This is a genomic window from Streptomyces sp. CA-250714 (assembly GCF_050936705.1).
In the GTDB taxonomy this organism is placed as follows: domain Bacteria; phylum Actinomycetota; class Actinomycetes; order Streptomycetales; family Streptomycetaceae; genus Streptomyces.
Window position 1 is genome coordinate 1,713,198 of record NZ_JBNJMI010000002.1, and the last position, 12,222, is coordinate 1,725,419.

The window sequence follows — 12,222 nt, forward strand, 5'->3', positions numbered from 1 at the left end:
GCTTCACCTCTTGGCTGGGGCGGGCGGAGTGTGCTGCGCCGGTTCCGGACCGGCGGCAGGCGTGCCCGCTGCGGAAGGGACCCGGCCCCAGACACGCGGGCCGAGCAGGTGGAGGGCTGCCGGCATCACCAGCAGCCGGACGACCAGGGCGTCCAGCACCACGGCGAGCGCCAGGCCGAGACCGAGCTGCTGTACGACGCTGATCCGGGCGGCGAGGAAGGAGACGAAGACGGCGACCATGATCACGGCGGCGCCGTTGACCAGCCCCGCGGTGCTGCGCATCCCCTCGGTGACGGCGCGCTGGTGGTCGGGGTCGCGCAGATAGTGCTCCCGCATCCGGGCGATCATGATGACCATGTAGTCCATGCTCAGCCCGAACATGATGGCGAACAGCAGTACCGGTGTGGTGCTGTCGATGCGCTGGCCCAGCGCCTCCTGGCTGATCAGGGTGAGCAGTCCCATGCTGGCGCCGACGACCATCGCGTTGAGGACGAGCGCCAGCAGCGGCAGCAGCCAGGAGCGGAAGGCGCGGGTCAGCAGGGCCAGCGTGATCAGCGCCACGGCGCCCAGGATGGCGGGCAGCGCGCCGATGAGCGCGTCGTCGAAGTCCACGCCGTGCGCGGTCGCCCCGGTCACCTTCGTATCGAGACCGGGCAGCACATCGGCGCCCGGGAGTTCGTCGCGCAGCTTGCGGACCAGGTCGTGCGCCGCGTCGCTGTCCGGGTCGTCCTTGGCGACGACGACCACCCTGCTCACATAGCGGCCGTCCGTCTGGGTCCACAGCTGCTCGAACGCGGCCTGCGCCCGCGGCGGCACGCCGGTGAAGTCGCCCTTGGTGGCGGACTCCTGGGCGGCGCGCGGCAGTCCGAGGGTGGTGATCGCCTGGACGGAGCCGGTCTCCTCCAGCGCGCGGGCCCGCGTGGTGGCTTCGCCGACCGCGTCGAGCAGCTTGTCCGGCTCGGCGTTGCGCGGTGCGGTGAGGACGGCTTGGAGCGGGAAGAGTTCTTGGGACTTCAGGTCCTCGGAGAGCCGTTCGATGCCCTGCCGGGATTCCGCGTTCGCGGGGAGGATCGAGGCGCTGGCTACTGGCGCTTGGAGGCGGACCTGGGTCATTGGGAGGGACAGGGCGGCGAAGACGGCGACCAGGACGACGAGCAGCCGCACCGTCTTGCCCCGCCCCTCGCTGCTCCGGTAAGGGAGTGCCCCTGCCTGTATCCGCGGGCTGCGGGCCTGTTGTGGTTGCTCGCGCAGTTCCCCGCGCCCCTTACGGGGCGCGGGTCCCAGCGACGCCCAGTTGATCCGGGGGCCCAGTACCCGCAGCACGGCGGGGAGCAGGGTCATGGAGATGGCCAGGGCGATCAGGGTTACGACGATGCCGGCCAGGGCGATGCTGGTGAAGACCATCATGCGGGGGATGAACAGCGCCAGCAGGGCCACCACAACGGCCAGTCCGCTGAACCGTACGGCGTGCCCCGCGGTGCGCATGGCGGTCTCCAGCGCGGTCCGCTGTTCGACGCCGTCCGCCAGCTCGTCGCGGTAGCGCTTGATGATGAACAGGCAGTAGTCCACCGAGACCGCGAGGCCGATGATGGTCAGCGCGTTCATGAACAGCACCGACAGATCGGTGACCTGGGCCAGCAGATATCCGACGGCCATGGCCACCACGAGCGCCACCCCGGCCAGCACGATCGGCACCAGCATGGAGCCGACCGAGCGGAAGACCAGCAGCAGCACGATGATCAGCAGCGGGAAGGCGATCATCTCCGCGGTGACGGTGTCCTTCTCGGACTGCACGCTCATGTCGTAGTCGAGCGCCTGCTCCCCCGTCACCTTCACGTCCACGCCGCGCTCGTCCAGCGCGGAGTCCAGGCGCTCGCGCAGCCCGTCGATCTCCTCCTGCACAGCCGTCGCGTCGGCGTCGAAGCCCAGTTGCAGGAAGGTGGTGTGCCGGTCCTTCGAGAGCCAGGTGGGCTGCGCACGGTAGTCCTCGACGGTGCTGACCTTCGGTGCGCCCTTCGCCACCTCGGCCGCCTGCGGCACGGCGCGGGTCACATCGCCGTCCGGGTCGTGCAGCACGGCCTGCAGGGCTTCCTCGGGCTCGTCGAAGTCCCGTTGGAGCGCCTGCTGACCCTTGCGGTCCTCACCGCGCGGATTCTCGAACCCGCCGGCTTTCAGGGCGCCGGTCAGCCCCATCATCAGCGGAGTGCACAGCGCTGCCAGCACGATCCATACGGCGATCACCGTGCGTGGCCGCTTGATCGCGACCCGGACGACGGATTCCATCGCGACTCCCTGCGGTCTGGGGGAGGTTCCATGTTTCCGTGCGCGGCTCGAGCGCGCCTTGAGCGGCCGTCCCGCCCGGGCCGTTCCCGGGCGGGCTCAGCCCCGGCTGTCGAGGAACGAGGTGATGTGCCGGCCCGCGCGGAAGACGGGGTCGGCGACGATCTCGCGCAGCAGCGGGATGGTGGTGTGCACCCCGGGCCCGGCGACCCGGAACTCGGCCAGCGCCCGGTCCATCCGGTCCAGCGCCTCGTCCCGTTCGGGCGCCCAGCAGATGACCTTCGCCAGCAGCGAGTCGTACTGCGGCGGCACCTTCCACCCGGCCCTGCCGTGCGTGTCCACCCGTACGAACGGGCCGCCCGGCGGGACGAACTCCTCCAGGGTGCCCGGGGCCGGTGCGAAGTCGCGGTCGGGGTCCTCCGCGTTGACCCGGCACTCGACGGCGACACCGCGCGGCACCAGATCCTCCTGGGTCATCCGCAGTGCCTCCCCCGAGGCGACCCGGATCTGCTCGCGTACCAGGTCGACCCCGTACACCGCCTCGGTGACCGGGTGCTCGACCTGGATGCGGCAGTTCATCTCCATGAAGGAGAAACCCTCGTCGTGCACCAGGAACTCGAAGGTGCCCGCGCCGGTGTAGCCGATGGCGCGCGCGCCGCGCACCGCGGCGCGGGCCATGGCCGAGCGCAGCTGCGGGTGCAGCCCGGGTCCTGGGCTCTCCTCGACCAGCTTCTGGTGCCGGCGCTGTACGGAGCAGTCCCGCTCGCCCAGGTGCAGTACGGTGCCGTGTCCGTCGGCGAGTACCTGCACCTCGATATGGCGGGCGCTGTCGCAGTACCGCTCCATGTAGACGCGGTTGTCGCCGAAGACCGCCTGTGCGGTGGCCCGGGTCTGCCGGTAGGCGGGGAGCAGATCCGCCGAGTTGCGGACGACCGTCATCCCGCGGCCCCCGCCACCGGCCGCCGCCTTGATGATGAGCGGGTAGCCGATCCGGGACGCCAGATCGGACGCCTCGGCCGCGCTGTCCACGGTGCCGGGGCTGCCCGGCAGTACGGGCAGCCCCGCATCGGTCATCAGCGAGCGGGCGACGGCCTTGTCACCGAGCTGGGCCAGCACCTCGGGCCGGGGCCCGATGAAGGTGAGCCCGTTCTCCGCGCAGATCTCCGCGAAGTCCGGGTCCTCGGACAGGAACCCGTAGCCCGGGTGCACCGCGTCGGCCCCGGTGCGCAGCGCCGCCTCGATCACGGCGGGCGCCGACAGATACGACTTGCGGGGCGCCCCGGGCCCGATCTGCACCGCGGCGTCCGCCGCCCGCACATGGCTGCTGTCCTTGTCGGCCGTGGAGTGCACGGCCACGGTGCGGATGCCCAGCTCGCGGCAGGTCCGTATGACGCGTATCGCGATCTCGCCCCGGTTGGCCACCAGGACTGTGCCGAAGCCCACGTCATGTCCTCTCGTCCGGGCCGCCGGCGGCAGCGTCGTCGGGGTCGAGCAGCACCAGCGGCTCGCCGTACTCGACGGGCTCACCGTCGCCGACCAGCACCTCCACGACCCGCCCCGGCCGGGTGGCCTCCAGCGGGTTCATCAGCTTCATCGCCTCGATGATGCCGAGCTGCTGGCCCTTCTCCACATGGTCGCCCGGCTGTACGAAGGGCGGTGCGCCCGGCGCGGGGGCGGCGTAGAAGGTGCCGACGAGCGGGGCACATTCGCGATGCCCTTCGAGGAATGTCTCCTCGGCGCCCCCCGCGGCGCCGAGTTCGCTGTGCGAGGCCAGGACGGTCGACGGTGCGGGGGTGTGGTCGCCTTCCCACTCGACCTCGATGCTGGCCGCGCCGAGTGCGATCCGCACCCTGCGCGGCCGGTCGGGTCCTACGCGGACCACTTCGGCGATACTTCGGCAGATGTCTTCGAGGGCCAGGCCACTGTTGTCGTAGTCCAGACCCTGCGTCTGGGTGAACTCACTCATGAGTGCCTCTCAATTGATAATGCGTGCCCGGCATGGGGACTGCGCCCCGAAGGGGCGCGGGGAACGGCTCCCACAGCCTCCGGCCGGGAGGTGCCCCCAGCAACCACAGCGGACGGGCGGCCCGCAAAAAACGCACAGGGGCACCCCCTCACCGGCCGCCATCAGCCCTCCGCAAGTCCGAAGGACCGAAAGCGGCGTCTCCGCGCGGGCACCGACTCCCCATCCGGCGCGGCCCGCAACTCGCGCAGCGCCGCGACAACAGCTCTCCGCACGGAGTCACTGAGCGCGGCGGTGTCCACATGACCGCCGCCCTCAGGTTCAGGAATGACCCCGTCCACCACGCCGAGCCGCAGCAACGACGCCGCATCAAGGGCGAGTTCATCCGCGGCGACAGCCGCCTCCGCGGCGTTCTTCCACAGAATCGCCGCGCACCCCTCCGGACTGATCACCGAATACGTCGCGTTCGCGCAGATCAGCACCCGGTCGGCGACGCCCAGCGCCAGCGCCCCACCGCTGCCGCCCTCGCCGGTCACGACGGCGACGACCGGGACCGGCAAGGACCCCATCAGCCGCAGGTTCTCAGCGATTGCACCGGACTGACCGGTCTCCTCGGCGGTCAGCCCGGGGTAGGCGCCAGGGGTGTCGATCAAGGTGACGACGGGCAGCCGCAGCTTGGCCGCCAGCCGCATCAGCCGGGCGGCCTTGCGGTAGCCGGCGGGTGAGGGCATCCCGAAGTTGCGGCTCACCAACTCGGTCGTGGTGTGGCCCTTCTGGTGTCCGATGACCATCACCGGCAGGTCGTCCAGGCAGCCGATCCCGCCGACGATCGCCGGGCACTCCTCGCCCGCCCGGTCGCCGTGCAGTTCGACGAAGCCGTCCAGCCAGAACCCGATGTGCTCCAGGGTGGTGGGCCGGCCGGCCTCGCGGGCGAGCTGCACACAGTCCCAGGCGGGCAGTTGGTCCAGCAGCTGGCTGTCGCGGACGACGGGATCCTCCTCGCCGCTGCCCCACGCGGGTGCCGGGCTGTCCGAGACGGCGAGCAGCCGGGCGAGCCGGGCCCGCAGTTCGCCCCGTTCCCATACGTCGTCCACCAGGCCGTGGTCACGCAGGAATTCGGCGGTCTGGAAGCCGTCGGGCAGCTGCTGGCGGATGGTCTGCTCGATGACGCGCGGCCCGGCGAACCCCATCCGGGCACCCGGCTCGGCGACGACCACGTCGGAGAGCGTGGCGAAGGACGCGGCGACCCCGCCGTAGGTCGGGTCGGTGACCAGGGTGACGGTCAGCAGCCCGGCCTCGTCCAGTTCGGCCAGCGCGTTGCTGGTCTTGGCCATCTGCATCAGCGCCAGCGCACCCTCCTGCATCCGGGCGCCGCCGGAGGCGGTGACCAGCAGCAGCGGGGTGCGGTCCTTGAGCGCGTGCTCGGCCGCCGTGGTGACCGCCTCGCCCGCCGCGACGCCGAGGCTGCCGCCGAAGAAGCGGAAGTCCATCACGGCCGCCGTGAGGGGACGCCCCTCGATACGGCCCCGGACGGCGAGGACCGCGTCCTGCTGGCCCGTCTTGTGGCGGGCCTGCTGGAGCCGCTCGGCGTACGGGCGCTGGTCCACGAAGTCGAGGGGATTGTGCTGTGTCTCGGGTACGTCGAGGCCTTGGACACTGCCCTCGTCGAAGAGCTGCGCTATGCGGGAGGGGGCGTCCAGTCGGGCGTGTGCCCCGCATTCGGGGCACACGTGCAGCAGCCGCTTGTACCGCTTGCCGTAGACGAGGGAGCGGCAGTTGGTGCACGAGACCCATGAGGGTTGTTGCTGTTGCGTTGGCAGCGCGGTGGAGGTTGTCATTGGTGTCCCTGGGGTTCGCGTAGTTCGGCACCGCCGGTTACCACCCGTCGTGGTACGCGCCGTCGCGGCGGGAAGGAAATGCGGCCGTCAATAGGTGGCATCCACCTCGTAGATGCCGAACGGCACCTTCAGCCGCGTGTCCCGGTACGGGCGCAGCGGCGCGGTGTCGTCCTTGTGGGTGGCGCCCTCCTCCCACGCGCGGAAGGCCGCCATGTCGGACCAGCGGCTGACGACGACGAGCGCGGTCGGGTCGGCGGGCGACCGCAGCAGCTCGTTGCCGAGCATCCCGGGCACCTGTGCCATCCGCTTGCTGACCTGGTGGTACGCCGCGCGTACCGCGGCCAGTTGCTCGTCGTCGTATGCCGCCTGGTGGACCAGTACGCGGACTTCAGCGGGCATCCGTGCCTGCCGTGCCCGGCACGTGTGCGACGACCGTCATCGTGTTGAAGGAGCCCTGGGAGCGGTAGGGGTGCAGCCGCTCGCGGTGGGCGAGGTGCGCGTCGCTGGTCTCGAACTCGCGGAAGCCCGGCTCGTCCACCCAGTCGCTCACGATGTAGTAGACGGACTCCTCGTCGGCCGACTTGGACAGCCACTGGCCCAGGCAGGCGGGGTGGCCGGTGACGGCCTCGGTGCTGCCGCGCCACACCTTCTCGAAGTCGGCTTCCATGCCGGGGTTGATCTGCATCCGCAGCAGCACCCGGAACTGCCCTTCGCGCTTGGTTTCCGTAGGCATCAGGAGATCCCTCCGTCCACGCCGATGGTGGCGCCGGTGACATAGCGGGACAGGTCGCTGGCCAGCCACAGGATGGCGCCGGCAACCTCGTCGGGGGTGCCGAGCCGGCCCAGCGCGGTCTTGGCGCTGTACCGCTCGATCATGAGTTTCTGCTGGTCCTCGGGCATCTTGTGCAGGTTCTCGGTCTCGATGACGCCGAGTGCGACGATGTTGAAGCGGATGCCCTTGGCGCCGAACTCCTTGGCCAGGGACCGGTTCAGGCCGACGAGCGCGGCCTTGGTCGCGGTGTAGTGGGAGCGCAGCGGGATGCCCGCCTCCACCGCCTTGGAGCCGATGCTGACGACCGACGAGCCCTCGCGCAGCAGCGGCAGCGCCGCCTGGATGACCAGGTGGACGCCGGTGAGGTTGGTGTCGACGATGCGCCGCCACTCCTCCAGCGGCAGCTCGGCGTAGGGGATGTGGCTGATGGCGCCCGCGTTGTTGACGACCACGTCGAGCCGGCCCCAGCGGCTGCGGGCCTCGGCGATGAGGGCGCCGACGCTGTCCGGGTCGGAGACGTCGGCGCAGACCACATGGTGGTCGCCGTCGGTCTGCTTGAGTGCCGCCTCCAGCGAGGCGACGGCTTCGCTCTCCTTCTGGTAGCAGGTCAGCACATCGGCGCCGGCCTCGGCGAGGGCGAGCGCGATGCCCCGGCCCACTCCCCTGGTACCGCCGGTGACCAGGGCCTTCTTGCCCTTGAGGCCGAGATCCATGAGTTCCTCCGTAAAGGGTCGTCTGTCACAGCAGCAGCGTGAGGGCCGCGCAGTTGGCGATCAGGGCGAGGACGGTCAGCGCGCTGCGGCGCTGGTTCCAGGCGCCCCAGCGCCAACGCGGGTCGCGGTCGGCGAAGTCGGCGGGCAGATTGTCCGGATCGAGGGTCTGCACCCACTTGTTGACCGGGACGTTCTTGGTGAGCGAGATGGTGATGGTGCCCGCCGCGAGGGCGGCGCCCGCGACGAACAGTCCGCGGGCCACCGCGTGCGGGCTGACCGCCGCCAGCCAGATGTCCCCGGCCAGGGTGCCGAGCAGGCAGATCGGCATGGCCGGGTCGTAGCGGGTGGCGAAGAACGCGTGTGCGTGCACGTACCGGTCGGCGGGCAGCGCCGCCAGCAGCGGCCAGCCGCCGAGCTGCGTGCCGAACAGCACACCGGCGGCCAGCCCGTTGAACAGGACGACGAGCGGGGCGAGATACGCGATCACGACCGCCCCGCCGCTGCCTCGACCTTCTCCTTGATGAGCTTCATCTGGATGGCCGTGTTGCGGTTGAGATGTTCGGTCATGCCGTCGTCGGTGACCGGCGCGGCTTCCTTCATATGGAAGTCCTGCACCCAGCGCATCCTGGTGCCGTCACCCTCGGGGAGGTACTCCCAGTAGATGTTCATGTACTCGAACGGCCCGGTCTCCACACGGTGGGCCCGCACCTGGCGGGCCTTCGGGTCGGGGATCCGCTTGGAGACCCAGCTCCAGACGTTGCCGTCCTCGTCGGGGTGCATGGTGAGCCGGAAGATGATCTCGCGGCCCTGCTCCCCGTCGTTCTCCTCCAGCACCTCGACTGCCGCGTACTCGCTGAACAGCTGGGGCCAGGACTTGAGGTCGTTGGTCATGTCCCAGACCAGGTCCATCGGCGCGTCGATGACGATGCTGTTGTCGGTGTGGCCCGCCATGGCGGTCCCTCCTCACTTCTCGTTGTGTCCCGGCGCGTCCTGCGGCGCGTGTCCCAGCACGAGTGCGGCGTTGAAGCCGCCGTGGCCGCGTGCGACGACCAGCGCGGTTCGCAGCTCGGCCCGGCGTGGCTCACCGAGTACGAGATCGATCTCGTATCCGGGCGCTGCCGCGGCCGGGCCCGCGGTGTGCGGGATGATCTGGTCGCGCAGTGCCAGCAGGGCCGTGGCGGCGTCCAGTGCCGCTCCCCCGCCGTAGAGCCGTCCGGTGAGCGTCTTGGGCGCGGTGACCGGTACGCCGCGCGGTCCGAACACCTCGGCCAGCGCCTCGGCTTCGGCCCGGTCGGCCTCCGGTACGCCGAGCGCGTCGGCGAACACCACGTCCACATCGGCCGGCGCCAGCTCGGCGTCGGCGAGCGCGGTGCGCACGGTGCGGGCCAGCACGGGCCCTCGGTCCGAGTCCGGCGGCGGATCGAAGGCGGCGGCGTAGCCCAGCACCCGGCCGTAGCCCTGCCCGGCGCCGCGGGCCTCGGCCGCGTCGGCGTCCTCGACGACGAGCAACGCACCGCCCTCACCGGGCAGATAGCCGGAAGCGTCGGCGTCGAACGGCAGATAGGCGCGTGCCGGGTCCTGCACGGTGGACAGCTGCCCGGTGGTCAGCTGCGCCGTCAGCCCGTACGGGCACAGCGAGGCGTCGGTGCCGCCCGTCATCACCAGCTTGGCGCCGGTACGAATCAGCCGCCGGGCCTGGCCGATGGCGTCCAGTCCGCCGGCCTGTTCGCAGCACAGCACGCCGCAGGGGCCGCGCATCCCGTGCCGGATGGAGATCTGGCCGGTGGTGGCCGCGTAGAACCAGGCGATGGACTGGTAGGCGCCCACCCAGTCGGGGGCGTGCTGGTAGAGGTTCTCCATCTCGTGCTGGCCGAACTCGGTGCCGCCGGAGGAGCTGGCGGTGACCACGGCCATCTCGTACTCGGGCAGTTCGGCCGGGGTGACCCCGGCGTCGGCGATGGCGGCCTCGGCCGCCGCGAGCCCCAGATGGGTCCAGCGGTCGGTCTGCTGGATGAGCCTGCTGGGCACCCGCTCCTTGGCCACGAATCCGGGCACCTGGCCCGCGAGCCGCACCGGGTAGGGCGTCGGGTCGAACAGTGTGATCCGGTCGATGGCGGAGCGGCCCGCCAGCACGGAGGCCCAGTGCTCCTCGGTGCCGATGCCGGTGGGTGCCAGGACACCGAGCCCGGTGACCACGGGGGCGCGGGTCGGGGTGGTGACGCCGGTCGCGGAGACGGGCGTCGGCCGAGCGGTCGCGGTGGGGCTCATGCGGCCCTCCCCTCGTACGCCACAACTCCGGGCCTGGCCAGCACGGTCGCGCTCTGGAAGCCGCCGAAGCCGCTGCCGACGCTGAGCACCACGTCCATGGCGTGCTCGCGCGCGGTGAGCGGAACGTAGTCCAGGTCGCACTCGGGGTCGGCGTTGTGCAGATTGGCGGTGGGCGGTACGACCTGCCTCTCCAGCGCGAGCGCGCAGGCGGCCACCTCGATGGAGCCGATGGCGCCCAGCGAGTGGCCCACCATGGACTTGATGGAGCTGACCGGGACCCGGTAGGCGTGCTCGCCGAGGCTGCGTTTGAACGCGGCCGTCTCGTGGCGGTCGTTCTGCTTGGTGCCGGAGCCGTGCGCGTTGATGTAGTCGACGGCGGTCGGATCGAGCCGGGCCCGGTCGAGGCAGACCCGGATGGCCTCGGCCATCTCCCGCCCGTTGGCCTTCAGCCCGGTCATGTGGAAGGCGTTGCTGCGGCCCGCGTAGCCGACGATCTCCCCGTAGATACGGGCCCCGCGCGCCTCGGCCGCCGCCTTCTCCTCCAGTACGAGGACGGCGGCGCCCTCGCCGAGGACGAATCCGTCGCGCTGCGCGTCGAACGGGCGGGAGGCGTGCTCGGGGTCGTCGTTGTTGGGCGAGGTGGCCTTGATGGCGTCGAAGCAGGCGGAGGTGATCGGCGAGAGCGGCGCGTCGGTCGCCCCCGCCAGCACCACGTCGCTGCTGCCTTCCTCGATCAGCTGCACGCCGTGCCCGATGGAGTCCAGCCCCGAGGTGCAGCCGGTCGAGATCAGCGCGACCGGCCCCTCGGCGCCGACCTCCCAGGCGACCTCGACGGCGAGGGTGGAGGGCACCATGTAGCCGTACAGATGCGGCACTCCGTAGGTGTGGTCCACCAGCCAGTGCTTGCCGGCGTCGCTGAGCAGGACGTACTCCTCCTCCAGGCCCATGGTGCAGCCCACCGCGCTGCCGATGCTCACCCCGGTACGGGCCGGGTCGGCGGCGGTGAAGTCGTAGCCGCTGTCCGCCACGGCCTCCCGGGCGCTGACGACGGCGAACTGCGCGGCGCGGTCCATCCGCCGGATCTGCCGCGGGGTGAGTCCCGCCGCGACGGGGTCGAAGTCGGCCTCGGCCGCCATCTTGGAGCGGAAGTCCGCGGGGTCGAACAGGGAGATGCGGCGGGTCGCTGTCCGGCCGTCGGACAGCAGCTTCCAGAACGCCTCCCGGCCCACGCCGCCGGGCGCGACCACGCCGACGCCGGTGACGACCGCGCGGCGGCCGGTCGCTGCGTCACGGGTCACGAGGCACCGCCGACCGAGGGGTTGGGCTGCTCGGGCCGGGTCACCTGCTCGGTGTCCACATGCCCCAGGTCGGGCCGGGGCGCCAGCGGCGAGAGGTGGAAGGCGGCGTGCGCGGACTCGGTGCCGGTGTTCACCAGCCGGTGCCGTACCCCGATGGGCACCAGCAGCGAGTCGCCGGGCCCCAGCTGTACGGCCTGCCCGTCCATCGTCATCTCCAGCCGGCCGGTGACGATGTGCAGGAACTCCTCGGAGTAGGGGTGGTAGTGCTCGGTGACGTGCTCGCCCGGCGCCAGGGTCAGCACCCCGCCGAAACCGCTGGTGCATCCCGTGGTCTTCGGGCTGAGCGTGGTCCTGATGTCGCCGCCGCGCCGGGTGTTGGCCTCGACGTCGTCGGCGTGCACCCGGACGGTGCGCGTGATCTCGGTGGTCACTGACCCCCGCCTCCTTCGGTGTCCTTGGCTGGTGCCGCCGGGTGGTTGCGCCCTCGCCCAGCGCGGGGACCTTGGCAGCCGGCCCTACAAGTCCGCTCGAACCGCCATGGATGGGGGCTTCGCCCCGAAGGGGCGCGGGGAACTGCGCGCCAAGCCACAACGCGCCCGCAGTCTGCAGACGGCGGACAGGGGCAACCCCTCCCCAGCGGAGCTCAAGCACGCGGCGAGCGGCATCCGGCGAGATAGCCCCGCAAGGACCATGTCCGCGACAGCGAGGGAGCAGCCCATGCCGTTCGCCGCCATTACCTACGACATCAAGGCGGGGTACGAGAAGGAGATCTCCGAGATCTTCGGCAACTTCCGGCGAGTGGGCTCGCCCGTCGTCCAGGACGAGGCGGGCGGCGAGGCGGCGCGCATCCTCTCCACCGCCGTCTTCATCCGCGACGACACGATGGTCCGGGTCATCGAGTACCAGGGCGACCTGGACGCCATCGCCCGGCACATGGCGACCCAGCCGGGGGTGCGCGAGGTGGAGGAGAAGCTGGCCCCGTATCTGGCCCGGCCACGGGCGACCGACACGGTCGAGGGCTTCGTCCAGACGTTCCGCCGTTCGCTGCTGACCTGCATGGCGCAGATGTCGGTGAGGGACGCCGCCTGAT

13 protein-coding genes are annotated in these 12,222 nt (G+C 71.2%); 1 reads left to right on the plus strand and 12 read right to left on the minus strand.

Annotation, left to right across the window (positions count from 1 at the left end; genetic code table 11):
• Nucleotides 1-3 precede the first annotated feature (3 nt).
• The 12 genes from ACQEU8_RS26550 to ACQEU8_RS26605 form a co-directional block, all read right to left on the minus strand.
• The gene (locus tag ACQEU8_RS26550) at nt 4-2,283 is read right to left on the minus strand and encodes an MMPL family transporter (protein ID WP_433105348.1); all 2,280 of its coding nucleotides are present in this window, start codon (nt 2,281-2,283) and stop codon (nt 4-6) included.
• A 96-nt stretch (nt 2,284-2,379) separates the two neighbouring features.
• Nucleotides 2,380-3,723 (minus strand): acetyl-CoA carboxylase biotin carboxylase subunit, encoded by a 1,344-nt coding sequence (accC, locus tag ACQEU8_RS26555; protein ID WP_433105350.1) that lies wholly within the window; start codon nt 3,721-3,723, stop codon nt 2,380-2,382.
• 1 nt (nt 3,724) lies between these two features.
• Nucleotides 3,725-4,246 (minus strand): acetyl-CoA carboxylase biotin carboxyl carrier protein, encoded by a 522-nt coding sequence (locus tag ACQEU8_RS26560; protein WP_433105352.1) that lies wholly within the window; start codon nt 4,244-4,246, stop codon nt 3,725-3,727.
• Between the two features lie 161 nt (nt 4,247-4,407).
• Nucleotides 4,408-6,081, minus strand: coding sequence for an acetyl-CoA carboxylase carboxyl transferase subunit alpha (gene accA / locus ACQEU8_RS26565; RefSeq protein WP_433105354.1), 1,674 nt, complete (start codon nt 6,079-6,081; stop codon nt 4,408-4,410).
• A gap of 87 nt (nt 6,082-6,168) precedes the next feature.
• Nucleotides 6,169-6,480: an antibiotic biosynthesis monooxygenase family protein gene (locus ACQEU8_RS26570; RefSeq protein ID WP_433105356.1), complete on the minus strand. Its 312-nt coding sequence runs from the start codon at nt 6,478-6,480 to the stop codon at nt 6,169-6,171.
• Nucleotides 6,470-6,814 carry an antibiotic biosynthesis monooxygenase family protein gene (locus tag ACQEU8_RS26575; protein WP_433105358.1) on the minus strand — a complete coding sequence of 115 codons (345 nt, stop codon included), beginning with the start codon at nt 6,812-6,814 and terminating at the stop codon, nt 6,470-6,472. The genes ACQEU8_RS26570 and ACQEU8_RS26575 overlap by 11 nt, the downstream gene beginning before the upstream one ends.
• A complete protein-coding gene (locus ACQEU8_RS26580; RefSeq protein ID WP_433105360.1) occupies nt 6,814-7,566 on the minus strand; it encodes an SDR family NAD(P)-dependent oxidoreductase in 753 nt (250 codons plus the stop codon). Before ACQEU8_RS26580 ends, ACQEU8_RS26575 begins: the two co-directional genes overlap by 1 nt.
• A 25-nt stretch (nt 7,567-7,591) precedes the next feature.
• Nucleotides 7,592-8,053 carry a DUF1772 domain-containing protein gene (locus ACQEU8_RS26585; protein WP_433105362.1) on the minus strand — a complete coding sequence of 154 codons (462 nt, stop codon included), beginning with the start codon at nt 8,051-8,053 and terminating at the stop codon, nt 7,592-7,594.
• Entirely contained in the window at nt 8,050-8,517 is a 468-nt protein-coding gene (locus ACQEU8_RS26590) for an SRPBCC family protein (protein ID WP_433105364.1), read from the minus strand. Before ACQEU8_RS26590 ends, ACQEU8_RS26585 begins: the two co-directional genes overlap by 4 nt.
• 12 nt (nt 8,518-8,529) lie before the next feature.
• Nucleotides 8,530-9,834, minus strand: coding sequence for a ketosynthase chain-length factor (locus ACQEU8_RS26595; protein ID WP_433105366.1), 1,305 nt, complete (start codon nt 9,832-9,834; stop codon nt 8,530-8,532).
• Nucleotides 9,831-11,132 (minus strand): beta-ketoacyl-[acyl-carrier-protein] synthase family protein, encoded by a 1,302-nt coding sequence (locus ACQEU8_RS26600; RefSeq protein WP_433105368.1) that lies wholly within the window; start codon nt 11,130-11,132, stop codon nt 9,831-9,833. The genes ACQEU8_RS26595 and ACQEU8_RS26600 overlap by 4 nt, the downstream gene beginning before the upstream one ends.
• Entirely contained in the window at nt 11,129-11,563 is a 435-nt protein-coding gene (locus ACQEU8_RS26605) for a cupin domain-containing protein (RefSeq protein ID WP_433105370.1), read from the minus strand. The genes ACQEU8_RS26600 and ACQEU8_RS26605 overlap by 4 nt, the downstream gene beginning before the upstream one ends.
• 286 nt (nt 11,564-11,849) lie before the next feature.
• Between ACQEU8_RS26605 and ACQEU8_RS26610 the strand changes: the two genes are divergently transcribed.
• Nucleotides 11,850-12,221, plus strand: coding sequence for a SchA/CurD-like domain-containing protein (locus ACQEU8_RS26610; RefSeq protein WP_433105372.1), 372 nt, complete (start codon nt 11,850-11,852; stop codon nt 12,219-12,221).
• The last annotated feature ends 1 nt before the right edge of the window (nt 12,222 follow it).

Excerpts from the sequence above, each read along its gene's own strand:
- ACQEU8_RS26550 (WP_433105348.1), bottom strand. The coding sequence starts at position 2,283 with ATGGAATCCGTCGTCCGGGTCGCGATCAAGCGGCCACGCACGGTGATC.
- ACQEU8_RS26560 (WP_433105352.1), bottom strand. The coding sequence starts at position 4,246 with ATGAGTGAGTTCACCCAGACGCAGGGTCTGGACTACGACAACAGTGGC.
- accA (WP_433105354.1), bottom strand. The coding sequence starts at position 6,081 with ATGACAACCTCCACCGCGCTGCCAACGCAACAGCAACAACCCTCATGG.
- ACQEU8_RS26570 (WP_433105356.1), bottom strand. The coding sequence starts at position 6,480 with ATGCCCGCTGAAGTCCGCGTACTGGTCCACCAGGCGGCATACGACGAC.
- ACQEU8_RS26575 (WP_433105358.1), bottom strand. The coding sequence starts at position 6,814 with ATGCCTACGGAAACCAAGCGCGAAGGGCAGTTCCGGGTGCTGCTGCGG.
- ACQEU8_RS26580 (WP_433105360.1), bottom strand. The coding sequence starts at position 7,566 with ATGGATCTCGGCCTCAAGGGCAAGAAGGCCCTGGTCACCGGCGGTACC.
- ACQEU8_RS26590 (WP_433105364.1), bottom strand. The coding sequence starts at position 8,517 with ATGGCGGGCCACACCGACAACAGCATCGTCATCGACGCGCCGATGGAC.
- ACQEU8_RS26595 (WP_433105366.1), bottom strand. The coding sequence starts at position 9,834 with ATGAGCCCCACCGCGACCGCTCGGCCGACGCCCGTCTCCGCGACCGGC.
- ACQEU8_RS26610 (WP_433105372.1), top strand. The coding sequence starts at position 11,850 with ATGCCGTTCGCCGCCATTACCTACGACATCAAGGCGGGGTACGAGAAG.